Source organism: Pseudomonas sp. Marseille-QA0332 (assembly GCF_054950175.1).
The window spans coordinates 3,016,629-3,043,269 of the sequence record NZ_CM143106.1; the positions used below are offsets into that span (position 1 = coordinate 3,016,629).

The 26,641-nt window shown below is 64.9% G+C and carries 23 protein-coding genes; 14 read left to right on the forward strand and 9 right to left on the reverse strand.

Going from position 1 to position 26,641, the window contains the following annotated elements; translation table 11 throughout:
- Positions 1-73 precede the first annotated feature (73 nt).
- Positions 74-1,990, reverse strand: coding sequence for a flavin monoamine oxidase family protein (locus ACY8GK_RS13995; protein ID WP_196175845.1), 1,917 nt, complete (start codon positions 1,988-1,990; stop codon positions 74-76).
- A gap of 199 nt (positions 1,991-2,189) precedes the next feature.
- On the opposite strand from ACY8GK_RS13995, the gene ACY8GK_RS14000 reads away from it, so the two are divergent.
- Together ACY8GK_RS14000 and ACY8GK_RS14005 are read left to right on the forward strand one after the other, a co-directional pair.
- The gene (locus ACY8GK_RS14000) at positions 2,190-3,596 is read left to right on the forward strand and encodes an adenosylmethionine--8-amino-7-oxononanoate transaminase (protein WP_462401473.1); all 1,407 of its coding nucleotides are present in this window, start codon (positions 2,190-2,192) and stop codon (positions 3,594-3,596) included.
- A 210-nt stretch (positions 3,597-3,806) separates the two neighbouring features.
- Positions 3,807-4,526 (forward strand): 16S rRNA (uracil(1498)-N(3))-methyltransferase, encoded by a 720-nt coding sequence (locus tag ACY8GK_RS14005; protein ID WP_196175841.1) that lies wholly within the window; start codon positions 3,807-3,809, stop codon positions 4,524-4,526.
- A gap of 4 nt (positions 4,527-4,530) precedes the next feature.
- Here the strand turns inward: ACY8GK_RS14005 and ACY8GK_RS14010 are convergent, their stop codons facing one another.
- From ACY8GK_RS14010 to ACY8GK_RS14045, 8 genes are all read right to left on the reverse strand, one after another.
- A complete protein-coding gene (locus tag ACY8GK_RS14010; protein WP_196175839.1) occupies positions 4,531-5,067 on the reverse strand; it encodes a hypothetical protein in 537 nt (178 codons plus the stop codon).
- 168 nt (positions 5,068-5,235) lie between these two features.
- Positions 5,236-5,853: a PAQR family membrane homeostasis protein TrhA gene (gene trhA / locus ACY8GK_RS14015; protein WP_462401474.1), complete on the reverse strand. Its 618-nt coding sequence runs from the start codon at positions 5,851-5,853 to the stop codon at positions 5,236-5,238.
- Between the two features lie 152 nt (positions 5,854-6,005).
- Positions 6,006-6,458 (reverse strand): chemotaxis protein CheW, encoded by a 453-nt coding sequence (locus ACY8GK_RS14020; RefSeq protein ID WP_196175835.1) that lies wholly within the window; start codon positions 6,456-6,458, stop codon positions 6,006-6,008.
- On the reverse strand, positions 6,451-11,358 hold the full coding sequence (locus ACY8GK_RS14025; RefSeq protein ID WP_462401475.1) for an Hpt domain-containing protein: 4,908 nt from the start codon (positions 11,356-11,358) through the stop codon (positions 6,451-6,453). Before ACY8GK_RS14025 ends, ACY8GK_RS14020 begins: the two co-directional genes overlap by 8 nt.
- A 4-nt stretch (positions 11,359-11,362) precedes the next feature.
- Positions 11,363-13,417 (reverse strand): methyl-accepting chemotaxis protein, encoded by a 2,055-nt coding sequence (locus ACY8GK_RS14030; protein WP_462401476.1) that lies wholly within the window; start codon positions 13,415-13,417, stop codon positions 11,363-11,365.
- A 13-nt stretch (positions 13,418-13,430) separates the two neighbouring features.
- Positions 13,431-13,979 carry a chemotaxis protein CheW gene (locus ACY8GK_RS14035; protein ID WP_196175828.1) on the reverse strand — a complete coding sequence of 183 codons (549 nt, stop codon included), beginning with the start codon at positions 13,977-13,979 and terminating at the stop codon, positions 13,431-13,433.
- A gap of 2 nt (positions 13,980-13,981) precedes the next feature.
- Positions 13,982-14,347, reverse strand: a complete 366-nt coding sequence (gene pilH / locus ACY8GK_RS14040) for a twitching motility response regulator PilH (RefSeq protein ID WP_196175826.1) — start codon at positions 14,345-14,347, stop codon at positions 13,982-13,984.
- A 44-nt stretch (positions 14,348-14,391) separates the two neighbouring features.
- Entirely contained in the window at positions 14,392-14,793 is a 402-nt protein-coding gene (locus ACY8GK_RS14045; protein WP_196175824.1) for a response regulator, read from the reverse strand.
- A gap of 281 nt (positions 14,794-15,074) precedes the next feature.
- Here ACY8GK_RS14045 and gshB point away from each other — a divergent pair, with 281 nt between their 5' ends.
- The 12 genes from gshB (at position 15,075) to phaZ (ending at position 26,610) form a co-directional block, all read left to right on the forward strand.
- Positions 15,075-16,028: a glutathione synthase gene (gene gshB / locus ACY8GK_RS14050; RefSeq protein ID WP_196175823.1), complete on the forward strand. Its 954-nt coding sequence runs from the start codon at positions 15,075-15,077 to the stop codon at positions 16,026-16,028.
- 109 nt (positions 16,029-16,137) lie between these two features.
- Positions 16,138-17,043, forward strand: a complete 906-nt coding sequence (locus tag ACY8GK_RS14055) for an energy transducer TonB (protein ID WP_196175821.1) — start codon at positions 16,138-16,140, stop codon at positions 17,041-17,043.
- 127 nt (positions 17,044-17,170) lie between these two features.
- On the forward strand, positions 17,171-17,740 hold the full coding sequence (locus ACY8GK_RS14060) for a YqgE/AlgH family protein (protein WP_196175819.1): 570 nt from the start codon (positions 17,171-17,173) through the stop codon (positions 17,738-17,740).
- On the forward strand, positions 17,740-18,171 hold the full coding sequence (gene ruvX / locus ACY8GK_RS14065; RefSeq protein WP_196175816.1) for a Holliday junction resolvase RuvX: 432 nt from the start codon (positions 17,740-17,742) through the stop codon (positions 18,169-18,171). The genes ACY8GK_RS14060 and ruvX overlap by 1 nt, the downstream gene beginning before the upstream one ends.
- 51 nt (positions 18,172-18,222) lie before the next feature.
- Complete coding sequence (pyrR, locus tag ACY8GK_RS14070; protein WP_196175814.1) at positions 18,223-18,741, forward strand: bifunctional pyr operon transcriptional regulator/uracil phosphoribosyltransferase PyrR; 519 nt, start codon at positions 18,223-18,225, stop codon at positions 18,739-18,741.
- Between the two features lie 13 nt (positions 18,742-18,754).
- The gene (locus ACY8GK_RS14075; RefSeq protein ID WP_196175812.1) at positions 18,755-19,759 is read left to right on the forward strand and encodes an aspartate carbamoyltransferase catalytic subunit; all 1,005 of its coding nucleotides are present in this window, start codon (positions 18,755-18,757) and stop codon (positions 19,757-19,759) included.
- Positions 19,756-21,030, forward strand: coding sequence for a dihydroorotase (locus ACY8GK_RS14080; protein ID WP_196175810.1), 1,275 nt, complete (start codon positions 19,756-19,758; stop codon positions 21,028-21,030). The genes ACY8GK_RS14075 and ACY8GK_RS14080 overlap by 4 nt, the downstream gene beginning before the upstream one ends.
- 195 nt (positions 21,031-21,225) lie before the next feature.
- Positions 21,226-21,756, forward strand: coding sequence for an ATP-dependent protease subunit HslV (gene hslV / locus ACY8GK_RS14085; RefSeq protein WP_462401477.1), 531 nt, complete (start codon positions 21,226-21,228; stop codon positions 21,754-21,756).
- Between the two features lie 76 nt (positions 21,757-21,832).
- Entirely contained in the window at positions 21,833-23,176 is a 1,344-nt protein-coding gene (gene hslU / locus ACY8GK_RS14090; RefSeq protein WP_196175806.1) for an ATP-dependent protease ATPase subunit HslU, read from the forward strand.
- A gap of 266 nt (positions 23,177-23,442) precedes the next feature.
- The gene (locus tag ACY8GK_RS14095; RefSeq protein ID WP_196175804.1) at positions 23,443-23,820 is read left to right on the forward strand and encodes a gamma-butyrobetaine hydroxylase family protein; all 378 of its coding nucleotides are present in this window, start codon (positions 23,443-23,445) and stop codon (positions 23,818-23,820) included.
- Positions 23,821-23,925: 105 nt separating this feature from the next.
- Entirely contained in the window at positions 23,926-25,605 is a 1,680-nt protein-coding gene (gene phaC / locus ACY8GK_RS14100) for a class II poly(R)-hydroxyalkanoic acid synthase (RefSeq protein ID WP_462401478.1), read from the forward strand.
- Between the two features lie 201 nt (positions 25,606-25,806).
- Complete coding sequence (phaZ, locus tag ACY8GK_RS14105) at positions 25,807-26,610, forward strand: poly(3-hydroxyalkanoate) depolymerase (RefSeq protein WP_196175801.1); 804 nt, start codon at positions 25,807-25,809, stop codon at positions 26,608-26,610.
- Positions 26,611-26,641: the final 31 nt, after the last annotated feature.

A 26,641-nucleotide genomic window follows, 5' to 3' on the forward strand; every position in this document is an offset into this window, starting at 1 on the left:
AAACGTTAACGATAGCCATTGGCCTGCTTGTCGCAACCCAGACTGGCGCCAGGCGCCAGCCTTGGGGCAGGCTTCAATGGGTCGTCGATCGAGGACGGGGCGCTGCCTTGTCGATGCCGTCGGTCTTGGTCGGCGTCTTGTGGACCGAGGCTGGCTTGCCGGCGTGCCTGGCCGGCGCCGGATGCTTGGCGGGCGTGGGTGTGCGAGGGTTGGCCTTGGCCTGGTCGCCGGCCGTGGTCGCAGCGGCCTTGACAGGTTGTGTTCTGGCCTGGGAAGCGGTGCTCGCTGTCGCCGCAGCGGCTGGCTGCGGCGCGACCAAGGGCTGCGGCGCAGGTGCCTCGCTCTTGCCGGCAGGCTCGCTCGAGGCTGGTGCCGATGGCTTGGCCCAACCGAACAGCCTCGAGAAGAAGCCTGGCCTGGCCTGCTTCGTTTCATCGGCCTTGCCTTGCCCAACCTCGGCAGGCGCCGGCTTGGCCCTGCGCGGCTCGCCTGCCTTGCTTGACGAACCGCCGAAGAGCCTGGAGAAGAATCCGCCCTTGTCCGCGGCGGCGGCGGCGCTGACACCGGTGGCAGCCACGGCGACGCCGGGCGCGATCTTGACCGGGTCGAACGACCTGCCCGCCGCCAGTTCCTGAACCTGTGTGGCGGCCCGCTGGCCGCTGCGCAAGGCGCCTTCGAGGGTGCCCGGGTACAGCGCATCGGTATGTTCGCCGGCGAAGGCGATGCGCTGCACCGGCCGCTCCCACAGCCGCCAGTATTTGCTGATCTGCCCGGGGCCGTACGCCAGGTACGCACCGCCAGTGCCTGCGTCGGTGCTGTAGCGGCGCACTTCATAGCCGGTGAACGCACCACGCGCCTGTGGATAGAAGGCATGCAGGCGAATCAGCACCTGGTCGACCATCTGCCTGTCGCCGAAGGCCTGCAGCAGGCGCGCGTTGTCGCCGGACAGGTTGATCACCACGTTGGCACCGCCCTTCAAGGCCGGCTCGATCCACAGCATGCCCAGCCCAGCATTGCTGAAGATTTCCCCGGACATCCGCGCCCGGCTTTCCCATACCGGCTTCTTGAACTTGAGCAGCAGCTGGTCGCGCCAGCCGTAGTTGGTGCCTTTGAGGGCAGCCAGGTGCTGGTCGTCGAGCCCTGGGGTGATCTGGATCCTGGCCAGGGCGCGCAGGGGAACGGCCATGACCAGGTAGTCAGCCCGGTAACCGACGCCGCCGACCTTGACCGTGACGCCCTCCTTGTCCTGGACGATGGCCGTCACCGCCGAAGCGGTCTTGATGGTCCTGATCTGCTTGACGAATGCCTGGGCAAGCAGCGGACTGCCGCCCGGCAGGCGCGAGGCACGCAAGTCACGGTCGCTGATGTCGCGGTAGACACGGCTCTGCTGGGCGAAATACAACAGGGAGAGACGCGACGGTTCGTCGTAGCGACTGCGGATCTGCTGGTTGATCAGCTGTCGCGCGGTGGCCGGCAGCTGCAGCTTGTCCAGCCAGTTGGCGACGGTGATCTGGTCCAGGGCGAACAAGGTGCTGGTGGCAGCCGGCTCGAGCGGATCATCGATCGAGCCGGCCAGCTCGTCGAGGGTCTTCTCATAGCGTCTGATCGCCTCGGCGATGGCCGGTTGCCTGGTCGCCAGATCGGCGCTGCTGAAATAGTCGCCGTCGATCAGGTAGCCAGGGTTGCGCACGAACTCAGGTGCCGCAAGCGTCGTGAGCTGGAAGCGCTGCAGGTAGTGGTTGAGCACCGGCTGGATCTTCTCGTTGCCGACCCACTCACTGGTCGCCAGGCCCGAGCGCCCGCCCACGCCAGGCTTGGCTTCGAGCAGGGTCACCTGCCAACCCTTGCCTTGCAGCTCGTAGGCGGCGCTAAGCCCCGCCAGGCCGCCACCGACGACGATCGCCGAGGGCACCTTGTCCTGGGCCAGCGCAACGCTGCCGGACATGCCGATCACTACCCATGCGCACACGCGCAGCCAACCACCAGCCATCTTGCTGTACTCCGGTTCAACGGTAGGGAATTGGGAGGCAGGACGCCTCCTGAGGAAAAAGACCAGGCGAAGAATACGCCAGGGCCATCATGCCTGCCAGCATTGCCGCGGAGGTGGCAAGGCGATTGCGGGTTGTCCTCGGACCTGGCATTGCATAGGCTTGCCGGCCAAGTCCGCGCCGCGAGCCAGGAGAACGACCATGGGCCTGAACCAACAGTGGATGCAACGCGACCTCGAGGTCCTGTGGCATCCCTGCACCCAGATGAAAGACCACGAGCAACTGCCGCTGATTCCGATCAGGCGTGGCGAAGGCGTCTGGCTGGAAGACTTCGAAGGCAAGCGCTACCTGGACGCCGTGAGCTCCTGGTGGGTCAACGTATTCGGGCATGCCAATCCACGCATCAACCAGCGCATCAAGGACCAGCTCGACCAGCTGGAACACGTGATTCTCGCCGGCTTCAGCCATCAGCCGGTGATCGAGCTGTCCGAACGCCTGGTCGCCATGACGCCGGCGGGCCTCGACCGGGTGTTCTATGCCGACAACGGCTCCTCATGCATCGAGGTGGCGTTGAAGATGAGCTTCCACTACTGGCTGAACAAAGGCCAGCCGGGCAAGAAGCGTTTCGTCACCCTGAGCAACAGCTACCATGGCGAAACCATCGCCGCCATGTCGGTCGGCGATGTGTCGCTGTTCACCGAGACCTACAAGGCCCTGCTGCTCGACACGCTCAAGGTCCCGAGCCCGGACTGCTACCTGCGTCCGGAAGGGATGAGCTGGGAAGAGCACTCGCGGAACATGTTCGTTGCCATGGAGCAGACCTTGGCCGAACACCATGCCAGCGTCGCCGCGGTGATCATCGAGCCGCTGATCCAGGGCGCCGGCGGCATGCGCATGTATCATCCGGTCTACCTGAAGCTGTTGCGCGAAGCCTGCGATCGCTACGGGGTGCATCTGATCCACGACGAGATCGCGGTCGGCTTTGGCCGCACCGGGACGATGTTCGCCTGCGAGCAAGCCGGGATCCGGCCCGACTTCCTCTGCCTGTCCAAGGCCTTGACCGGAGGCTACCTGCCGCTGGCCGCCTGCCTGACCACCGACGAGGTGTACCAGGCATTCTATGACGACTACCCGACTCTGCGCGCCTTCCTGCATTCGCACAGCTATACCGGCAACCCGCTGGCCTGCGCCGCGGCGCTGGCGACCCTGGACATCTTCGAGCAGGACAACGTGATCCAGGCCAACCAGGCACTGTCGGCGCGCATGGCCAGTGCCACCGCGCACCTGGTCGATCATCGGCACGTGGCCGAAGTCCGCCAGACCGGCATGGCGCTGGCCATCGAGATGGTCCGGGACAAGGCCAGCAGGCTCGCCTATCCCTGGCAGGAGCGGCGTGGCCTCAAGGTTTTCGAACACGCCCTGAGTCGTGGCGCCCTGCTGCGCCCGCTGGGCAGCGTGGTCTACTTCCTGCCGCCTTACGTGATCACGCCCGAGCAGATCGATTTTCTCGCCGAGGTCGCCAGCGAAGGGATCGAAATCGCCACGCGCGATAGCATCAGCGTGGCGGTGCCTGCGAACTTCCACCCGGACTTTCGTGATCCGGGCTGACCTGATCCCATGAAACGGGCGCGAAGAGGTGGTTTCATTGGTCATTTTGGGGCCGCCATGCGACCCTCGCGGCCGGGCGTGCCCATTCCACCCGCTCCAGGAGCGGCCGGGGTGCCGCGATAAGCCGCAAGGCGCCCCGCACAGCCCATCTCCAGCCCGTCCTACTGGCCCAGCAGTCAGCTGAACGAACAACGACACCAGAGCAGAACCATGAGACTCTCCCGCTTCTTCATCGACGCCCCCTTGAACCTGGGCGAACACGCACTCCCCGAGGCCCAGGCTCACTACATCGGTCGCGTACTGCGCATGGCCGCGGGTGACGCCGTGCAGCTGTTCGACGGCAGTGGCCAGGAATTTCGCGGCCGGTTGCTGGAAGTAGGCAAGAAAAGCGTGCGCGTCGACCTCGACCAGGCCCTCCCTGGACAGCCCGAATCGCCATTGCACGTTCACCTTGGCCAGGGCTTGTCGCGCGGCGAGCGCATGGACTGGGCGATCCAGAAAGCCACCGAACTGGGCGTCAACGAAATCACCCCGATCATCAGCGAACGCTGCGAGGTACGTCTCAAGGACGAGCGCGCCGACAAACGCATGGCCCATTGGCGCCAGGTGGCGATCAGCGCCTGCGAGCAATGCGGTCGCTCGGTCTTGCCGGTGATCCATCCACCGCTGGCGCTCGGCGACTGGATCAAGGCCAGCGAAGCCGACCTCAAGCTGGTCCTGCACCCCGTCGCAGCCCCCTTGACCAGCCACGCCAAGCCGGCCCGCCTGGCCTTCCTGATCGGTCCGGAAGGTGGCCTCGGCGACGCCGAGGTCGAACAGGCCAGGCACGCCGGCTTCCATGCCGCCCGCCTCGGCCCGCGCGTGCTGCGCACCGAAACGGCGCCGGTGGTCGGATTGGCCGTGGCGCAACAGCTCTGGGGCGACTTCTGAAAGACTACTTGGGCGCCTGGGCCGAACGAACTAGCGATATCGCGTCTTGGAACACGTCTACTTCAGGTTCGCCTAGCACGGCCATGTAGTCATCGAAAAGTTGTACGGTGGCGCTGTCGACCTTGCCATCCTGGCCACATTTGGCATCCACCACTCGCAAGCCACCCGTCATGAGAAGCCGCCGTCCGTCATAGTCCTTGTACGGACCGGATTCTTCCCTGAACCTGAACATGAACTTCTTCGGTAGCTCCAGATAACCGACGCCACCGTTGAGCATATCGATCTTGAAGTTCTGCAACTTCATGTCGATGGAGGGCTTGTTAGGATAGGCCGTGGGCGTCAGCGCAAGGGTGTCGCCCACACTGATGCCACGACCGTGGTCCAGCTTGGACTTGCCAACGGCATCCACCGTGTAGTTCAGAGTGCCACTTTCCGGCGTCCAGTCGCGTATGTTGAAACCGCACTCACTGGCCTGGGAGCCTATCGACAGGGAAAGGGTCAATGCAGCCAACGCAAGCTGAAACAAGTTCATGGATTTCATGATCGTTCCTTTCATCTCGACAAAGGGTTGTGCAGGCCGTTGACGAGCTTGGCAACACGGCAACTTCTCTGCAGGTACTGCTTGCCGAAAGGCTACGGACGTCTCGATCAGCTTGCTACTGACAGAAATGATGGAATGTATCTCGGATGAAGATATCCAGCGTGCCGTTCATATCACGAACAGCCCTATTGCCACGAAGTGCAACGAACTGCCTGCCATGACGAACAAATGCCAGATGCCGTGCCAATGGCGATAACGCCGGTCGAAGGCGAAGAACACGATGCCGATGGTATAGAGCACGCCGCCTGCCGCCAGCCAGGCGAAGCCGGCGGTGCCGAGCGAGAGCAGCAGCGGCTGGACGGCCACCAGCACGATCCAGCCCATCAGCGCATAGATGACCACTGAAAGCACGCGCGCTTCCGAGCGCGGCTTGATTTCCTGCAGCATGCCGACCACCGCCAGGCCCCAGACCACGCCAAACAGGCTCCAGCCCCAGGGGCCGCGCAAGCTGACCAGGCAGAACGGGGTATAGCTGCCAGCGATGAGCAAGTAGATGGACAGGTGATCGAGCTTGCGCATGATCACCTTCAGCCGCCCGCGCGTGCTGTGATACAGCGTGGAAACGCTATAGAGCACCAGCAGCGTGACGCCATAGATCGAACAGCTGACGATCTTCCACGGATCGCCTTGCAACCCGGCGGCGACGATCAGCCAGATCGCCCCGACGCAGGCCAGTAGCGCACCGACCAGGTGCGTCCAGGCATTGAAACGTTCACCGTAATACATGCCTGAACAGACCTCGTCGGGCCCTGGCCGGTTCCTGTGGGCCTGCAGCCGGTAGCTCCAAGCTGCAAGCCGATCGTGTCGACCTTGCCAGTGACGCTGGGCTGGAAGATGGCACCGCTTGCAAAGACAACTCGGGCTGCCTTGGCTTGCGGCTACCGGTTGCGCACGAGCCGCTCCAGGCCGACCAGGTCCGGTACACGGGCGACCTGGTCGCCCACTTGCACGGCGGCAAGCTCCAGGTCGGCCAGCGGCACGTCCACGTAGCTGAGCTGGCTGTCGAGCTTGCACGAACGCGGCATGCCCTGCAGCAGCAGCGCGAGGTAGCGCAGGCCGGTGTCGCCCAGGGCGTTGAGCACGACGATACGGGACCGCTCGCCCCAGGGGGTGTGGCCGCCACAGGCGGCTTCGAAGCCGATCAGCGGCAGGCGGCGCTGGCGCCAGTCGAGCCAGCCGAGGTGCCACTGGGCCTGGCCGGCTTCGGGGATGCTGGCTGGCTGGCCGACCAGTTCGGCAATCGCGACATTCGGCAGGACCAAGGTACGGTCGGCCAGGGGCAGGAGCAGGCCGGTGAGGATGCTGCGCTGGCCGGCGATGTGTTCAAGCATGACGTTCACTCCAGCGGGCGATGCTCTGGAGCAGGAGCGATTCCTGGTACGGCTTGCCCAGGTAGTCGTTGACCCCGATCGCCATGGCCCGGTCGCGGTGCTTCTGTCCCGTGCGCGAAGTGATCATGATGATCGGCACGTTCTTGAAGCGTTCGTCGGCACGCATTCGCATGGCCACCTCGAAGCCATCCATGCGCGGCATTTCGATATCCAGCAACAGCAGATCCGGCCGATGCTCCTCGAGCAGGCCCATGGCATCGACACCGTCCTTGGCGGTAATGACATTCATGCCATGGCGCTCCAGCAACCGCCCGGTGACCTTGCGCACGGTCACCGAATCGTCCACCACCATGACCAGCAATGGCCGGGGCGTGGGCCCGAACCCTTGGCGTGGGGCGATCGGTGGACGGGCCAGGCTTCTTTGTCGTCCGCGCAATTGCCCAAGCAGATCGAGGATCAGCACGACTCGCCCATCGCCAAGCAAGGTGGCGCCTGCCAGGCCAGGCACGGCGGCCAGCTGCGGCCCCAGGCTCTTGACCACGATCTCGCGGCTCGGCGAAAGGCTGTCCACCTGGATGGCGAAGGATCGCTGGCTGGATTCGACCAGCAGTACCGGCAGTGGCACGCTCTGCCCCAGCAGCTGTGGCTGGCTGCTGCCTTGCAGCAGGTCACCGAGGTAATACAGCTGGTATTCTCGCCCGGCATAGCGATAGCGAGGCGGGTCTTGCTGGTAGCACAGCTGCAGCTCGGTCGGCGGCACGCGGACGATGCCTTCGATGCTGTCGAGCGCAACGGCGTACTGCTCCTCGCCCAGGTTGACCATCAGGGCCCGGTTGACCGAGACAGCCAAGGGCAGGCGGATGGAAAACCTGGCGCCCTTGCCGGCGCTCGAGGCGATGCTCATGGAACCACCCAGCTGCTTGACCTCTTCGTGCACCACATCCATGCCCAATCCGCGCCCGGAAATCTGGGTGATCTTCTCGGCAGTGGAAAAGCCCGGCCGCAGGATGAACTGCATGACCTCGTGATCGCTCAGTTGCGCCCCGGGGTCGAGCAGGCCGCGCTTGATCGCCTTGCGACGCACCGCTTCCAACGGCACGCCGGCGCCGTCGTCGCTCATTTCGATGACGATGTCCGAGCCTTCGTGGAGCAGGTTGAGCAGGATGGTGCCGTGCTCGGGCTTGCCCGCGGCCAGTCGCGCCTCGCGGGTTTCCAGGCCGTGATCCACCGCATTGCGCAGCATGTGCTCTAGCGGCGCCACCATGCGTTCGAGCACGCTGCGGTCAAGTTCACCCTCGGCGTTCTCCACCATCAGTTCCACCTGTTTGCCCAGTTCGCTGGCCACTTGCCGGACAACCCGCTGCAGGCGCGGAACCAGTCGCTCGAAAGGCACCATGCGGGTGCCTAGCAGCCCCTCCTGCAGGCGGCCGTTGACCCGGGCCTGTTGCTGCAGCAATGCCTGGGCTTCGCGGCTTTTCTGGCAGAGCGTTTCCTTGAGCTCGAGCAGGTCCGACGCCGATTCGAACAGCGCCCGCGACAGCTGTTGCAACTGGGAATGCCGGTCCATCTCCAGCGGATCGAAGTCGTCGTAGTCATCGCCTTCGGCTGGCTGGCGCCCGAAGCTGCGGCCCTGGGTCTCGGTATCCAGGCGCAGCAGCTGGTCACGCATGCGCTCGAGGGTGGTTTCCATCTCGCTCAGGGCGAACTGGGCATCGTTGACATGCTGCTCCACGCGCCCACGGATGATGGAATGTTCGCTGGCCAGGTTGCCAAGGTCATCGAGCAGTTCCGCCGCTACCTTCACCATGTCCCCGGCGGACCGGTCGGGCGCCGCCACGACGGCTTCGGACAGGTCTGCCTCGGGCTTGCCTTGGCCGGCGGCACTGTCGGTCAGGGTAGCGCTGCTGAAATTGCGGATGTAGTCGATCAGCGCTGTCGCCGCATGCAAGGGCTGGCCGAGCCGAATGGCATCGAGCATGTGCGCGAGGCGATCGTGGCAGTTCTGCAGCAGCCCGAACAGTGCCGGGCCGGGGGGCAGGTGGCCAGCAGCCAGCAGCTCGTAGAGAAACTCCAGTTCGTGGGCCAGGTCGCCGATGGCGCCGACCTGCACCATGCGCGCGTTGCCCTTGAGGGTATGCAGGTCGCGCAGCAGGTTCTCGACCTCCACCGTGTTGCGTGGCTCGGCCTGCCAGCGAACGAGCGACTCGCTGGCGTTTTCGACGAGGTCGGAGCTTTCATCGAGGAAGACTTCCAGCAGTTCCTTGTCGCCTCGGACGCCTTCGCAGGCGGCCAGCCGATCCGACTCGGCTGGTCTGGGCGGCGTGCTCTGCTCGGGCCTGAGCGCCTCGTCGAGATCGACGACCCCGTCTCGCTGGCTGAGCACACCGAGCGAAGACGGTGCAAGCGCTTCGCCAAGCAGGCCGCGCAGCGCCGACACGACCTGGGGCCGGGACGTGACCCGCTGTCCGGCGGCCAGTTCGTCGAGCATGTCGATAAGGGCTTCGTGGGCCTGCTGCGCCTGCCTGAAGAAGCCAGCATCGACCGCCAGGCTGCCTTCTTCCACGGCACCGTACAGGTCGAGCAAGGCTTCGCAGACGTCGTCGATCTGCCAGAGCTCGGCAAGGTGCGCGGCATGACCGAGCGAAGTCAGCTCGGCGAGCAAGGCGTCCAGTTCCTGCCGTTCGCGCGGATGCTCCTGCCAGCGCGACAGCAGCGACTCGGCATCGAGCAGGATATCCATGCCTTGGGCCAGGAAACCGGCGATCAGCTGTGGATCGCGCCGGGTGCGCCGCGCCTGGCCATCCTCATCGGCCAAGGCCAGCAGACGGGCATCGACCGCCGCGCCAAGCGCTTCGATCAGGACGTTCGCACCGGCGATGACCGCCAAGGGCCTGCCCAACTGCGCCACTGCGCCGCGCAGCAGCGCGCTCGCCGCGCCGAGCCGCTGCAGGTCGCCGGTCTCGAGCGGCAACTGGTGCGCCTTGTATTCGCGAGCCAGGCGATCGAGCGCAGTCGCCAGTTCGGCGATCGGCAATACGCCAGCCATGGCAGCGCTGCCCTTGAGGGTATGCAAGGCACGCTGCAATTCGTCGCTGACCGGCGTCGCCTGGCCACCTGCAGCCTCCAGGAACTGCTCGAGCACGGTCAGGTGTCCTTGCGCCTCGCCACGAAAGATCTCCAGCAACCTCAGGTCGGGGCCGCCGGCTTCGGCGTGAGACGCTGTGTCGCGGTTCGCCAGTCCATGCAGGTGCTCGGCCAGCCGCTCGACTTCGGCAAGCGCCGGCAACCGGCCATCGGCGAAGTCCCCAAGCAGGACTGGCAGGCGCGCAAGCGCCTGCTGCAACATCACCTGAGCCTGTGCATCCAGACTCGCGCGGTCCTCCAGCACCCGGTTGAGCAGATGCTCGGCGCCCCAGGCCAGTTCCGCAACGACCTGGGCATGAGCCATCCGACCGCTGCCCTTGAGGGTGTGCAATACACGGCGCAGCGCTTCGAGGGCACTGCGCTGGCTATTGTCGGCACACCAGCGCAGCCAGTGCCGCTCGAGCTGCTCAAGCAATTGGCGAGCCTCTTCGAGAAACACGCGACGCAGTTCATCATCCACGCCAGGCTCAGCCGGCGTGGGCAGACTGTCCTCGGTGGGGCTGGGGCACTGCACTCCAAGCGAGCGCAAGCTGGCCCGAGCCTGCTCCTGGAACGGCTCGGTATCGGCCTGCGGATCGGCGATGCGCCATTGCAGATCGCACTCCATGGCACTCAACGCCCGCGCCAAGGCATCGAGCTCATCGCTCGACGGATCCCGCTCCGGCTGGCGCAGCCAGCTTTCGAGGTAACCCGCGCAGCCGCTGGCAAGGTCGCCAGAGCGGGGCAGCATGAGCATCTGCAGCGCGCCGCGCATCTGCTGGAACAGGCCCGGCAGGGCTTGCAGGCGCTGGCGCGACCATCCCGACTCGATACAGTCGCCGATCAGGTCCTTGGCCTGGCGCAGTACCGCCAGCGCTTGCTCCAGGACCACCTGGCGAATCTCGGCCAGGTCCGTTGCGGACAGCGACGCCTGCCCCGGGTCTTCCAGCGGGCCGACCATGCCGTTCAGGCTAGCTTCGACATACGACAGGGCGCCGGCCATGTCCATGAGCAGCGCAGCGTTCATCGGCTGCGCTTCGCGCGACAAGCCCTGCAAGGCCAGGACCTGGTCCAGGATGACCCGCCGGGGCTGCCGGAACCCTAGGACGGCCAGGGTATCGGCGACCTGACGCAAAGGTGCCAGCAAGGTGTCGAGCTGCTCCTGACGACATTCGCCACGCGCGGCCTGGTCGAGCCGCTCCCGGATCCGCACCAGGTCATCGCAAAGAGCCATCACCACGGAGCGCAAGGCATCACGTCCGTGGCCATCTTCGTGCAGCTGCTCGGGCCAATCGGCATAGACCAGGTCGGCATCGGTCGGCCGCGAGCCGGCGTCGGCACCCGCTTGCAAGCTGTCCTGGTCAAGCGGTTCGGCCCCTCGACAACCGCGCAACTGGTTGAGCAGGGGCAGCACCACCAGCGGCAGGTCATGGCGTGCGCTGCGCAGGCGCTCCAGATAGACCGGCAACTGGGCGATGCCGCGCCACAGCGCGCCCAGGCATTCGCCGCGGGCTCCATGGCCATCGGCCAAGGCCCGCCCAAGCAGCTCGAGTTCCTCGGCCAGGCGCGCCGCGCCGCGCAGCTCGAGCATGCGCAGGCAGCCTTGGACCTGATGCAGGTTGTCGACGAACACAGTCAGTGCCGTGGCTTCGCCAGGCTCGCTGGCAAAGCGCTCCAGGGCCTGCCGGGCATCGGCCAGGCACTCGTCGATCGCTGCCCTGGTCCAGGCCAGGGCGACCATGGAGTGACGCTCGGGCGTTGCAGCTGTGCGGTTCATCGGCTCATGCTCGGCGGTGCGCGGTCGGGGCGGGCAAGGTGAAGCCGGAAACCGACCGACGCATCTCGCTGGCCATCCGCGCCAGATGGCGAATGCTGTCGGCGGTAGCCCCCGAACCTGCCGAGGTCTGCGCAGTGATTTGCTGGATCACCGCCATGGTATGGGAAATCTGCCCAGCCGAGGACGTCTGCAGCTGGGCCGCGTCGGAAATGTTGTGAATCAGTTCGGCCAGCGTCTGCGATACCCCTTCGATCTCCGCCAGCGCCACCCCCGCGTCCTGCGCAAGCCGCGCACCGCGCACCACCTCGGCGGTCGTCTGCTCCATGGAGATCACCGCCTCGTTGGTATCGGCCTGGATGGCCCTGACCAGCGCCTCGATCTGCCGGGTGGCCGAGGACGAGCGTTCGGCCAGGCGCTGCACTTCGTCGGCGACTACGGCGAAACCACGGCCGGCCTCCCCGGCCAGCGACGCCTGGATGGCCGCATTGAGCGCCAGGATGTTGGTCTGGTCGGCGATGTCGTCGATCAGGCTGACGATATCGCCGATTTCCTGTGAAGACTCGCCGAGCCGCTTGATCCGCTTGGCCGTATCCTGGATCTGTTCGCGGATGTTGGCCATGCCCTGGATGGTGTTGTGCACCACCTCGTTGCCTTTGTTGGCGATCTCCACCGAGCGCTCGGCCACCTTGGCCGACTCGTAGGCATGGGCGGAGACCCGGTCGATCGATTCGACCATGTCACCGACCGCCACCGACGCTTCGCTGATCTGCTCGGCCTGCTGTTCGGAAGCCTTGGCCAATTGGCGCGCAGTGGTCTGGGTGTCCTGCACCGCGCTGGCGACCTGCTCGGCGCTATGGTTGATCGTGGTCACCAGGTCCCGCAGCTGGTCGACCGAATAGTTGATCGAATCGGCGATGGCGCCGGTGAAGTCCTCGGTCACCGATACGGTCACGGTCAGGTCGCCGGCGGCCAGCTCCTCGATTTCATCCAGCAGGCGCATGATCGCTTGCTGGTTGCGCTCGTTCTTCTCGGCGGTCTCACGCAGCTGGCGATGGGTGGTACGCACCATGATCAGGCCGATCAGGATGATCGAGGCCAGCGCCAGCAGCCCTAGCGCATAGCCACCGACGGTGTCGAGGGTGCGGCTGGCCACCAGGTTCTCGAAACCGTTGGCCAGGTGCGAGGCTTCGTCGAGCAAGGTCTGCGACAGGCTGAAGATGCTGCCTGCCGCCTCGCGGACGCGAAACAGCTCCGGCGAAGTCTCCAGGATTTCATCGACCGAACCGGCGACGAACTGGAACAGTTCGGCAATTTCGGCCAGTCGCGCTCGCGCATCGGCATCGGCCACTCGGGTAACCTGGATCGCCGGGTTGCCGGTCAGCATGCCATCGAGCACCTGCCCGAAGCGGCTGGCATCGCGGCCGAACGCGTCGGCCGCCTGGGCGGCGCTGTCGTCACCGGCCAGCACCGTGTTGACCGAGCCGAGGATACGCTCGGCCAGCAGCAACTGGCGCTGGGCCACGGCCACCTGGCTGGCTGGCGCGCCACTTTGCAGGAGGATCTCGACCACCTTCTCGTACTCGACCTGCAGCTGTGGCACGGTTTCGGCCAGGGTCGCGGCCACCTGGTGCAGGGAGAGCACGGTCTGCTCGCTGGCCAGGATGGTATCGGTGTTGCTTCGCAGGTTTTCCCAATCCTGCCGTACCGCGGCCATTTCGTCGCGGACCGCTGCCGGTGCCGCCGGCAGACCAGTGGTCGCATCGCCATCCTTGAGGTAGCTCCAGCGCCTCTCGAAATCATTGCGCGCATCGCTGAGCAGCTTGAACGCCAATGACTTGCCGGCTGCCGCCTCGGTGGCGTTCTTGGCAATGCGTTGGGACAGTACGCGCAGCTCGCCGGCATGACCGATGTACTGCTTGTCATAGCCGGACTGGGTATTGAGATAGGCGAAATTGGCGAACAGCAGGATGATCGACAGGATCAGCACCACGAACAGCACGGTGATCTGCGCACTGCTGCGCGATCGGCTGGAAACGGCGGGGGTCACAGGCGTGCTCACGAATCGAAGTCCTCTACAGCGCCACGTCCAGGAAGCCGGGCGCCTGGGCCAAGGCATAAGGGCTGAAGATCGCCCAGTTGCGCTGCGTCGCGAAATGTCCACGGACGAACGGGGCAGCGGCCGGGATCAAAGGTTGTGGTGGCACAGGTTGCAGGCTGGCGGGGGGAAAATGCTGCAGCCCCAGCACCTCATCGACCAGCAGGCCGGCGAAAATGGCTTCGTGGTCCAGCACCAGCACCCGACGCTGCTTGCCTGGCAACACCGGCCCCACGCCGAAGAAACCAGCCAGGTCCATCACCGGTAGCAACCGCCCGCGCAGGTTGGCCACGCCCCGGACCCAGGGCTGCACGCCGGGCACCCGGGTGCTGCGTGGCTCGTTGAGCACTTCGGCGACCTCGCCCATGGGCGCGACGAACCATTGCCCGGCAAGGCGAAAACCGATGCCGCTCCACTGTTCGACCCGGCGCTCCGATGACGGCTGGTCGGCAGTCAGCAGCCGGCAACGCCGATCGATGTCCAGCAGCAGTTCGAAGGCGGTCGGCGTCCCCCCGGATGACTGCATGATCAAGTCTTGAGCACACCATCGAGCGCCTGGATCAGGGTCTGCTCGTCGACTGGCTTGACCAGATAGCTGCGCGCGCCCTGGCGCTGCCCCCAGACCTTGTCGGTGGCCTGATCCTTGGTGGTGACGATGATCACCGGGATGGCACTGGTCTCGGCATCCTTGCTCAACTGGCGAGTGGCCTGGAAACCGTTCATGCCAGGCATGACGATATCCATCAGCACGGCATCGGGTTTCTCCTGGCGGGCCAGAGCGACCCCGTCGGCACCATTGTCGGCCTTCAGGACGCTGTGACCATGCTGTTCCAGCATCTGGGTCATTTTGTACATTTCCGTCGGCGAGTCGTCGACGATCAGAACTCGAGCCATGCTGCGTCCCCATGGAAGGCTATCGATGCGCAACGCGTGCGACATCACGGTGCGTGTTGTGCCTGCCCGGCGAACCCAGGCACATGGGCCCTGATCGCATCGAGCAGTTCGTCCTTGCTGAAAGGCTTGGTCAGGAATCGATCGGACCCGACTACCCGTCCCCGCGCCTTGTCGAACACCCCGTCGCGCGACGACAGCAGGATCACCGGGATGTCCTTGAAAGCGGTATTGTGCTTGATGATGGCACAGGTCTGGTAGCCATCGAGGCGGGGCATGAGGACGTCGACGAAGATGAGCGCCGGCTTGTGGTCGACGATCTTGGCCAAGGCCTCGAAACCATCGCTGGCGGTGATCACCTCGCAGCCCGCCTCGCCGAGCAGCAGCTGGGCGGTACGGCGGATGGTGCGAGAATCGTCGATCACCATCACCTTCAGGGGTCGTTCCATGGTTGCGTCACCGTCGCGGGGCTTTGAGCTGCAAGCTGCAAGTCGAAGCAGACCGAATTGCCTTTGCAAGCGGCTCCATCTTCCAGACCAGCGTCATTGGCAAGATCGACACGATCAGCCTGTGGCTTGCCGCTCGAAGCTCGAAGCCAATGCCGGCCTTTGTAGCACAGTCCGGATGGGCATTCCATCCGTGCGCCTCTTGACCATCCGCGCGCCCGGCGCCACCCTGAACGACTTTCAATCGAGTAGCGCGGCCAATCGCCGCCAATGAGGAATCACCCATGAGCGTTCGCCTCGGGATTGTCATGGACCCCATCGCGGGCATCTCCTACAAGAAGGACAGTTCGCTGGCCATGCTGCTGGCCGCGCAGGAGCGCGGTTGGACGTTGTTCTACATGGAACAGCGCGACCTCTACCTGGGGGCTGGCCAGGCCCGTGCGCAGATGCGTCCGCTGAAGGTGTTCGCCGATCCGGCACGCTGGTTCGAACTGGGCGAGGAACAGGATGCGGCGCTGAGCGAGCTGGACGTGATCCTGATGCGCAAGGATCCGCCGTTCGACATGGAGTTCGTCTACAGCACCTACCTGCTGGAGCAGGCCGAAGCCGAAGGCGTGCTGGTGGTCAACCGGCCGCAGAGCCTGCGCGACTGCAACGAAAAGCTGTTCGCCACGCGCTTCCCCGAATGCATGGCGCCAACCCTGGTCAGCCGCCGTGCCGATGTCCTGCGCGAGTTCGCCAGCACCCATGGCGACGTGATCCTCAAGCCGCTCGACGGCATGGGCGGCGCTTCGGTGTTCCGTCATCGCCCGGGTGACCCCAACCTGTCGGTGATCCTCGAGACCCTCACCCGACATGGTCAGCAGCAGATCATGGCGCAGGCCTACCTGCCGGCGATCGTCGATGGCGACAAGCGCATCCTGATGATCGATGGCGAACCGGTGCCCTACTGTCTGGCGCGCATTCCGGCAAGCGGCGAAACCCGCGGCAACCTGGCCGCCGGGGGGCGTGGCGAGGCGCGCCCGCTGAGCGAGCGAGACCGCTGGATCGCGGCGCAGGTCGGCCCGACACTGCGCGAGAAAGGCCTGTTGTTCGTCGGCCTGGACGTCATCGGCGACTACCTGACCGAGATCAACGTCACCAGCCCGACCTGCATCCGCGAGATCGACGCCGCCTACGACACCCGCATTGGCGCCCGCCTGATGGACGCCATCGATCGCCAGCTCAAGGCCCGCTGACAACCGACGCGAAGCCACCGTGCAGAGTGAGGTATCATGCAGTTCGTTCCCGACCTGCGCGCCCGCCCTGCCCGGATGGCGCCCCGCCTTGCGGTTTGCTGGATATTCGATGACGTTGCCTGCCGACATCCCCTCCGACCTGCTTCCATCGCGCGTGCGCCCGGTGGATCGACTGGGCTTTACCTTGTTCCTGGCTGCCCTCGTACACTTGGCGCTGATCCTCGGGCTGGGTTTCTCGTTCGCCGAACCCAAGGAAATCCGTCGTTCAATGGAAATCACCCTGGCCACGTTCAAGAGCGAAAAGGCTCCGGAAAAAGCCGATTACCAGGCCCAGGAAAACCAGCAGGGCAGTGGCACGCTGGAGAAGAAGGCGCTGCCCAGCACCACCGAGGTAGCGCCATTCCAGGACAGCAAGATCAACAAGGTCACTCCGCCCCCGGCTGCCAAGCCTGAAGTACGGGTACCGCCGAAGCCGCAGAAGGCTGCCGTGACCACCAGGGCGGCCAAGCCGGAAAAGCTGGTGACCCGTCCTCGGGAAAGCAAACCGCAGCCCAAGCCCACGACCAACGTGCCGAAGTTCGACAGTTCACAGTTGTCCAGCGAGATCGCCAGCCTCGAGGCCGAGCTGTCCCAGGAGCGGCAGCTGTACGCCAAGCGCCCGCGTATCCACCGCCTCAATGCGGCCTCGACCATGCGCGACAAGGGCGCCTGGTACAAGGAGGAGTGGCGCAAGAAGGTCGAACGGATAGGTAACCTCAACTACCCCGACGAAGCGCGCCGTCAGCAGATCTATGGCAGCCTGCGAATGATGGTATCGATCAACCGCGACGGGTCGTTGTACGAGGTGCTGGTACTGGAGTCCTCCGGCAGTGCGATCCTCGACCAGGCCGCTCAGCGCATCGTCCGCCTGGCCGCGCCGTTCGCCCCGTTCACGGGAGACCTGGCCGAGTTCGACCGGCTCGAGATCATCCGCACCTGGCGCTTCGCCCGCGGCGACCGTCTGTCCAGCAACTGAGCTGCAAGTCGAAGCGGACCGAGTCGCCTGGCAAGCGACTTCATCTCCCAAACCTGCGTCATTGGCAAGATCGACAAGATCAGCTTGTAGCTTGCAGCTGAAGCCCCCTGAAGCCACACTATCAACCATGAAAACCTTCGCCCCCAGCTACCTCAAGCATCAGTTCCTGATCGCCATGCCGCACATGAGCGATCCGAACTTTGCCCAGACCCTGACCTATGTCCTCGAGCACAATGCCAATGGTGCCATGGGGCTGATCGTCAATCGTCCACAGGACATCAGCCTGGCGGACATCCTCGAACAGCTGCGACCGGACCAGGAACCGACGCCGAGCAGTGTGCAGGTCCCGGTCTACATGGGGGGACCGGTGCAGATCGAGCGTGGCTTCGTCTTGCACAGCGACGATATCAGCTACCAGGCGACCATCGAGCTGCAGGGGCTGTCGTTGTCGACCTCCCAGGATGTGCTGTTCGCCATCGCCGATGGCGTGGGCCCGCGCCAGAGCCTGATCACGCTCGGCTATGCCGGCTGGGAAGCTGGCCAGCTCGAGGCCGAAGTCGCCGACAACGCCTGGCTCACTTGCCCGTTCGACCCGCGCATTCTCTTCGACACCGCCAGCGAACTGCGCCTGGAGGCGGCCGCGGCCAGCCTGGGTATCAACCTCAGCCTGCTGACCAGCCAGGCGGGGCACGCCTGATGGCTGAAGTGCGTCTGTTGCTGGGCTTCGACTATGGCAGCAAGCAGATCGGCGTGGCCGTTGGCCAGGTCATCACCGGCCAGGCCCGTGAACTCTGTACGCTGAAGGCGCAGAATGGCGTGCCGGATTGGTCGCAGGTGGAAAAGCTTGTCAAGGAATGGCAACCCGATGCCCTGGTGGTTGGCCTGCCCCTGAACATGGACGGCACCCCCAGCGAGATGAGTGCCCGGGCCGAAAGGTTCGCCCGTCGCCTGCACGGGCGCTTCAACCTGCCCGTGCATACCCATGACGAGCGCCTGACCACATTCGAGGCCAAGGGCCAGCGCCTGGCCCAGGGTGGCCAGCGCGGCAGCTACCGTGACAACCCGGTCGACGCCCTGGCCGCCGCCCTGCTCCTGCAAGGCTGGCTGGAGGCCAACGCCGGGACGTGACCTGACCACCCGGTCCAGGCCGGGTATACCCTGGTTTCTTGAGGAGCAAGCATGAGCCTACCCAACCCCGCCGAGCTGATTCGGCAGATGGCCGTCGACCTGCGCGCGCACCTGGCGCGCCGTTCCATCAGCGCCCCGCGCTTCATCGGTATTCGCACCGGTGGCGTCTGGGTGGCCCAGGCACTGCAGGCGCAGATGCATGACAGCAGCCCGCTGGGTACCTTGGACGTGTCGTTCTATCGGGACGACTTCAGCCAGAACGGCCTGCACCCGCAGGTCCGTCCTTCGGAGCTGCCGTTCGAGGTCGAAGGCCAGCACCTGGTGCTGGTGGACGATGTGCTGATGAGTGGGCGGACCATCCGCGCTGCCCTCAACGAACTGTTCGACTACGGGCGTCCGGCAAGCGTGACCCTGGTCTGCCTGCTCGACCTGGACGCAGGCGAACTGCCGATCCGCCCCAACGTGCTTGGCGCCACGCTGTCATTGGCGGCCAACGAACGGGTAAAATTGTCCGGACCCGCACCGCTCGTTCTCGAGCGCCAGAACCTTGCTTGCGCACCAGCCCTTTGAGAGTCCCCCCGCGATGACGCCAACCGACGCCAAGCGCCCGCTGCAGCTCAATGACCAGGGCCAGCTGCGCCATTTCCTTTCGCTTGACGGCCTGCCCCGTGAGCTACTCACCGAAATCCTCGACACAGCCGACTCGTTCCTCGAAGTCGGCGCCCGCGCGGTCAAGAAAGTCCCCTTGCTGCGCGGCAAGACCGTCTGCAACGTGTTCTTCGAAAACTCCACGCGCACCCGTACCACCTTCGAGCTGGCCGCCCAGCGGCTGTCGGCCGACGTGCTCACCTTGAACGTATCGACCTCCTCGACCAGCAAGGGCGAGACGCTCTTCGACACCCTGCGCAACCTCGAGGCCATGGCCGCCGACATGTTCGTCGTACGCCATTCCGACTCCGGGGCCGCGCATTTCATCGCCGAGCACGTCTGCCCCGAGGTCGCGGTGATCAATGGCGGTGATGGCCGCCATGCGCATCCGACCCAGGGCATGCTCGACATGCTGACGATCCGTCGCCATAAGGGCGGTTTCGAGAACCTGTCCGTGGCGATCGTCGGCGACATCCTGCATTCGCGGGTAGCCCGCTCCAACATGCTGGCCCTCAAGACCCTGGGCTGTCCGGACATCCGGGTGATCGGCCCGAAGACGCTGCTGCCGGTCGGCATCGAGCAATACGGCGTGAAGGTCTACACGGACCTTTGCGAAGGCCTCAGGGACGTGGACGTGGTGATCATGCTGCGCCTGCAGCGCGAACGCATGGCAGGCGGCCTGCTGCCTAGCGAGGGCGAATTCTATCGCCTGTTCGGCTTGACCACCGCGCGTCTGGCCGGCGCCAAGCCGGACGCCATCGTCATGCATCCGGGGCCGATCAACCGGGGCGTGGAGATCGAGTCGGCGGTCGCCGACGGCGCCCAGTCGGTGATCCTCAACCAGGTCACCTATGGCATCGCCGTGCGCATGGCCGTGTTGTCCATGGCCATGAGCGGACAGAACGCACAACGTCAAATCGATCAGGAGAACGCCCTGTGAGCATCAGCATTCTCGGTGCACGGGTCATCGATCCCAACAGCGGTCTCGACCAGGTCAGCGACCTGCACCTGGCCGAGGGCAGGCTGATCGCCTTCGGCGCCGCGCCTGCTGGCTTCCAGGCCAGCCGCACGATCCAGGCCGCCGGCCTGGTCGCCGCGCCCGGCCTGGTCGACCTTGGCGTTGCCCTGCGCGAGCCTGGCTACAGCCGCAAGGGCAACATCGCCAGCGAAACCCGCGCCGCCGTGGCCGGTGGCGTCACCAGCCTGTGCTGCCCACCGCAGACCCGTCCGGTGCTGGATACCTCGGCGGTCACCGAGCTGATCCTGGACAAGGCGCGCGACGCCGGCAACAGCAAGGTGTTCCCGATCGGCGCCTTGACCAAGGGACTGGAGGGCGAACAACTGGCCGAACTGGTCGCCTTGCGCGATACCGGCTGCGTGGCCTTCGGCAACGGGCTGGCTGGCGTGGCCAACAACCGTACCTTGGCGCGCGCGCTCGAATATGCAGCCACCTTCGACCTGACCGTGGTATTCCACTCCCAGGATCGTGACCTGGCCCAAGGCGGCCTGGCCCACGAAGGCCCCATGGCCAGCTTCCTCGGCCTGCCCGGCATCCCCGAGACCGCCGAGACCGTGGCGCTGGCCCGCAACCTGCTGCTGGTCGAACAGACCGGCGCCAGGGCGCACTTCACGCAGATCACCAGCGCCCGTGGCGCTCGTCTGATTGCCCAGGCGCAGGCCATGGGCCTGCCAGTGACCGCCGACGTCGCGCTTTACCAGCTGATCCTGACCGACGAAGCCCTGCGTGATTTTTCCAGCCTGTACCACGTCCAGCCGCCACTGCGAACCGCAGCCGACCGCGACGGTCTGCGCGAAGCGGTGAAGTCCGGGGTGATCCAGGCCATTTCCAGCCATCACCAGCCGCACGAGCGCGACGCCAAGCTGGCCCCCTTCGGCGCCACCGAACCGGGTATCAGCAGTGTCGAACTGCTGTTGCCGCTGGCCATGACCCTGGTCGAGGATGGCCTGCTCGACCTGCCGACGCTACTGGCTCGCCTGAGCAGCGGCCCGGCCCAGGCCATGCGCCTACCGGTCGGTGAACTCAAGGTCGGCGGGGCCGCCGACCTGGTGCTGTTCGACCCAGGCGCCTCGACCCTGGCCGGCGAGCATTGGTATTCCAAGGGCCAGAATTGTCCGTTCATCGGCCACTGCCTGCCCGGTGCCGTACGCTACACCCTGGTCGACGGGCGGATCTGTCACGAACCGGGCTGAGGGGCGCAGCTTGCAAGCCAAAGCAGACCGAGTCGCCTTTGCAAGCGACTCCGTCTGCCAGACCAGCGTCCTTGGCAAGATCGACACGATCAGCTTGTCGCCTGCGGCCTGCGGCTTGCGGCTTGAAAAGCCCGCCCCCCTCCCCCATATGAGTCTGCATCAGGCATTTTCGCCCCGCTGCGTGGAGACTCCCCCTTGACTACCATCGTTTCAGTTCGCCGCCACGGCAAAGTCGTCATGGGTGGCGACGGCCAGGTTTCCCTCGGCAATACCGTAATGAAAGGCAACGCCAAGAAAGTCCGTCGCCTGTACCACGGCCAGGTCATCGCCGGCTTCGCTGGTGCCACCGCCGATGCCTTCACGCTGTTCGAGCGATTCGAAGGTCAGCTGGAGAAACACCAGGGCCATTTGGTCCGCGCCGCCGTGGAGCTGGCCAAGGACTGGCGTACCGACCGTTCCCTGAGCCGCCTGGAAGCCATGCTGGCGGTCGCCAACAAGGACGCCTCGCTGATCATTACCGGCAATGGCGATGTGGTCGAGCCCGAGGACGGGCTGATCGCCATGGGTTCCGGTGGCGCCTTCGCCCAGGCCGCGGCCCGCGCGTTGCTGAACAAGACCGACCTTTCGGCTCGAGAGATCGCCGAAACCGCCTTGAGCATCGCCGGTGACATCTGCGTGTTCACCAACCACAACCTGACCATCGAGGAGCAGGACCTGGCCGAGTGATCAGCTGTTCTGGCGCCCGGCCCTGGCGGCCGGGCTTTTCCACGCTGACTCACCCTGTTTCAGGACCAGACACATCATGTCCATGACCCCCCGCGAGATCGTCCACGAACTCAATCGCCATATCATCGGCCAGGACGACGCCAAGCGCGCCGTGGCCATCGCCCTGCGCAATCGTTGGCGGCGCATGCAGCTGCCGGTCGAGCTGCGTAGCGAAGTCACCCCCAAGAACATCCTGATGATCGGCCCCACCGGTGTCGGCAAAACCGAGATCGCCCGGCGTCTGGCCAAGCTGGCCAATGCCCCCTTCCTCAAGGTCGAGGCGACCAAGTTCACCGAAGTCGGCTATGTGGGTCGCGATGTCGAATCGATCATCCGCGACCTGGCCGATGCCGCGCTGAAGATGCTGCGCGAGCAGGAAATCATCCGGGTGCGCCATCGCGCCGAGGATGCGGCCGAGGACCGGATTCTCGATGCCTTGCTGCCCCAGGCGCGGGTCACCAACTTCGCCGAGGAAGCCGCGAGCACCAGCAGCGACTCCAATACCCGCCAGCTGTTCCGCAAGCGCCTGCGTGAAGGGCAACTGGACGACAAGGAGATCGAAATCGATGTCGCCGACGCGGTAGGCGTCGAAATCGCCGCGCCACCTGGCATGGAAGAGATGACCAACCAGTTGCAGAGCCTCTTCGCCAACATGGGCAAGGGCAAGCGCAAGACGCGCAAGCTCAAGGTCAAGGAAGCGCTGAAGATGGTCCGCGACGAGGAGGCCAGCCGCCTGGTCAACGAGGACGAACTCAAGGCCAAGGCGCTCGAGGCGGTCGAGCAGCACGGCATCGTGTTCATCGATGAAATCGACAAGGTCGCCAAGCGCGGCAATGTGGGCGGCGCCGACGTTTCCCGCGAGGGTGTCCAGCGCGACCTGCTGCCGCTGATCGAAGGCTGCACGGTCAACACCAAGCTGGGCATGGTCAAGACCGACCATATTCTCTTCATCGCTTCCGGCGCCTTCCACTTGAGCAAGCCCAGCGATCTGGTGCCCGAGCTGCAAGGCCGCCTGCCGATCCGCGTCGAGCTCAAGGCCCTGACTCCGCAGGATTTCGAACGGATCCTCCAGGAGCCACATGCTTCGTTGACCGAGCAGTACCGCGAACTGCTCAAGACCGAAGGCTTGCACATCGAGTTCGCCGCCGAAGGCATCAAGCGCCTGGCCGAAATCGCCTATCAGGTCAACGAAAAGACCGAGAACATCGGTGCCCGTCGCCTGCACACCTTGCTCGAGCGCCTGCTCGAAGAGGTATCGTTCAGTGCTGGCGACCTGGCCAGCGCCCATGACGAAGCGCCGATCCGCATCGACGCCGAATACGTCAACAGCCACCTGGGCGAACTGGCACAGAACGAAGACCTGTCTCGCTACATTCTCTGATTAGCTGCAAGGGACAAGCCGACCTGTGTCGGCTTGTCGCTTGAGGAGCAAGTCGGGCGCTTGCGCTGGCTGTCCACACTCAGACTGATGCGAACCGGTGCTCGATGCACGAGCCACCTCGGCCAGCTTGAAGCTTGCGGCTTGCGGCTTGCTGTCGCACACTCCTCACTCACTTCGAGCCAATGCTCGATGCATGGATCAGCTCGACCAGCTTGCCGCTTGAAGCTTGCAGCTTGAGGCTGGACCTTTAAGCCGAGGAGCCCGTCATGCCGAGATTGCCCACCGCGATCAACCTGCACAAAGCCACCAAGACCTTGAGCCTGACCTATGCTCCGGACGAGGTCTATCATCTGCCTGCGGAATTCCTTCGGGTGCATTCTCCGTCCGCCGAGGTCCAGGGCCATGGCAATCCGGTCCTGCAATACGGCAAGCTGGGGGTCGGCCTGACAGGGCTGGAGCCGGCTGGCCAGTATGCATTGAAGCTGACCTTCGATGATGGACATGACAGCGGCTTGTTCACCTGGGAGTACCTCGAGCAGCTGTGCCTGCGCCAGGATCAGTTGTGGAGCGAATACCTCGACGAGCTGCACAAGGCCGGCCGTTCGCGTGACCCGTCCGAGTCGGTGGTCAAGCTGATGCTCTAGCCTGTCGGGCGCCCATGTAGCCTGGCCAGTTTCTCCGCCCGCATGGATGGGGCCGTGCGTCGGCGCTTGCTGTCCATCCCCTGCCCAGACAACGGAGCGTCGTAGATGAGTGGCAAGAAAGACGATGAGGTGCAGCGACAGGCATCGAAGAACCCTCTGGGCCTTGCTCCGGTGGTCGGCCTTCGGGCCAGGAACCTGTTGTCCACGGCGCGCACGATAGTGCGCCAGGCAGTACGTCAACCGTTGCACAGCGCCCGCCATGCCGCCCATCTGGGCCTGGAGCTGAAGAACGTGCTGCTTGGCACGTCCAGCCTGCGGCCGGACAGCGACGATCGCCGCTTCAACGATCCGACGTGGAGCCAGAACCCGCTCTATCGGCGCTACCTGCAGGCTTACCTCGCCTGGCGCAAGGAGTTGCACGACTGGCTGGACGACAGCGGCCTGGATCCGCGGGACATCGACCGTGGCCACTTCGTCATAAACCTGATGACCGAGGCCATGGCGCCGACCAACTCCATGGCCAACCCGGCCGCGCTCAAGCGCTTTTTCGAAACCGGCGGCAAGAGCCTGCTCGATGGCCTGGGCAACCTGGCCAAGGACCTGGTCAACAACGGCGGCATGCCCAGCCAGATCAACATGGACGCCTTCCAGGTCGGCAAGACCCTGGCCACCAGCGAAGGGGCCGTGGTCTACCGCAACGAGGTGCTGGAGCTGATCCAGTACCGGCCCGTCACCGAACGGGTGCATGCCCGGCCATTGCTGGTCGTGCCACCGCAGATCAACAAGTTCTACGTGTTCGACCTGACGCCAGAGAAGAGCGTGATGCGCTTTTGCCTTCGCTCCAGTCAGCAGACGTTCATGGTCAGCTGGCGCAATCCGACCAAGGCACAGCGCGACTGGGGCCTGTCGACCTACGCCGAGGCACTCAAGGAAGCCGTCGACGTGGTGCTGGCCATCACCGGCAGCAAGGACCTGAACATGCTCGGCGCCTGCTCGGGCGGCATCACCTGCGCGGCGCTGGTCGGTCACTATGCCGCCCTGGGTGAAGCCAAGGTCAACACCCTCACCTTGCTGGTCAGCGTGCTGGATGCGACGCTGGACAACCAGCTCGCGCTGTTCGTCGACGAGCAGACCCTGGAGGCGGCCAAGCGCCACTCCTTCCAGGCCGGCGTGCTCGAAGGCAGCGAAATGGCCAGGGTATTCGCCTGGATGCGCCCCAACGATCTGGTCTGGAACTACTGGGTCAACAACTATCTGCTGGGCAACGATCCGCCGGTCTTCGATATCCTGTTCTGGAACAACGATACTACCCGTCTGCCAGCGGCCTTCCATGGCGACCTGATCGACATGTTCAGGGACAATCCGCTGCCGCGCCCCGGTGCCCTGGAGGTCTGCGGCACGCCCATCGACCTCGGGCAGGTCCGTTGCGACATCTACAGCGTCGCTGGAAGCGCCGACCACATCACCCCATGGCAATCGTGCTACCGCTCGGCCCACTTGTTCGGCGGCAAGATCGAGTTCGTGCTGTCCACCAGCGGACACATCCAGAGCATCATCAATCCGCCCGGCAATCCCAAGGCACGCTTCATGACCAGCAGCGAGCGACTGGATGACCCGCTGGCCTGGCAGGAGACCGCCATCAAGCATGCCGACTCCTGGTGGCTGCACTGGCAGGGCTGGCTGGCCGAGCGCGCCGGCCGGATGAAGAAGGCTCCGGCGCGCCTGGGCAATCGTGCCTATCCGGCCGTCGAACCAGCCCCAGGCACCTATGTACACGAACGCTAGGCTTTGTACGGAAAGTCGCCGAGCGGCGATCAGGCAAGGCGAAAACAGTCGAGCAAGCGAAGTTTGCTGGTTGTAAATGAGCATTCCGAGCCTGTTTTCAACGTAGCCTGATCGTCGCGCAGGCACTTTTCGTACAAAGCCCAGGCCAACCCTGGCGCCCGCCGGTGGGGCGGGACACCTCTCAACCAAAGAGTCTTGTGCATGTCGCAACCGTACATCTTCAGGACAGTCGAGCTGGGCAACCAGTCCATCCGTACCGCTGTCCGCCCCGGCAAGCCGCACCTGACACCCCTGCTGATCTTCAATGGCATTGGCGCCAACCTGGAGTTGCTCTTTCCGTTCATCGAGGCACTCGACCCGGACCTCGAGGTCATCGCCTTCGACGCTCCTGGCGTGGGTGGCTCATCGACCCCCGCGCGACCCCATCGGTTCTCCGGCCTGGCGAAATTGACCACGCGCATGCTCGACTGCCTGGACTACGGGCAGGTCGACGCCCTGGGCGTATCGTGGGGCGGAGGGCTGGCGCAGCAGTTCGCCCACGATTATCCCGAACGCTGCAGAAGGCTGATACTGGCGGCTACCGGCGCTGGTGCCGCGATGGTGCCCGGCAAGCCCAAGGTCCTGTGGATGATGGCCAGTCCGCGACGGTATCGGCAGCCTGCCGATGTGACCCGCATTGCGCCCGTGATCTATGGCGGCAGCTTCCGTCGCAACCCGGAGCTGGCCTTGCAGCATGCCGCCACGGCCCGCTCTAGCGACAAGACCGGTTACTACTGGCAGCTGTTCGCCGGCCTTGGCTGGACCAGCGTGCACTGGCTGCACAAGCTCCGGCAACCGACGCTGCTGCTGGCAGGCGACGACGACCCGCTGATTCCATTGATCAACATGCGCCTGCTGGCGTGGCGGATTCCCAATGCCCAGCTGCATGTGATCGACGACGGCCATCTGTTCCTGATCACTCGGGTCGAGACCATCGCGCCGATCGTCATGCGGTTTCTCGGGTAGCCAGGACTGCAAGCTGCTTGTGGCTTGTGGG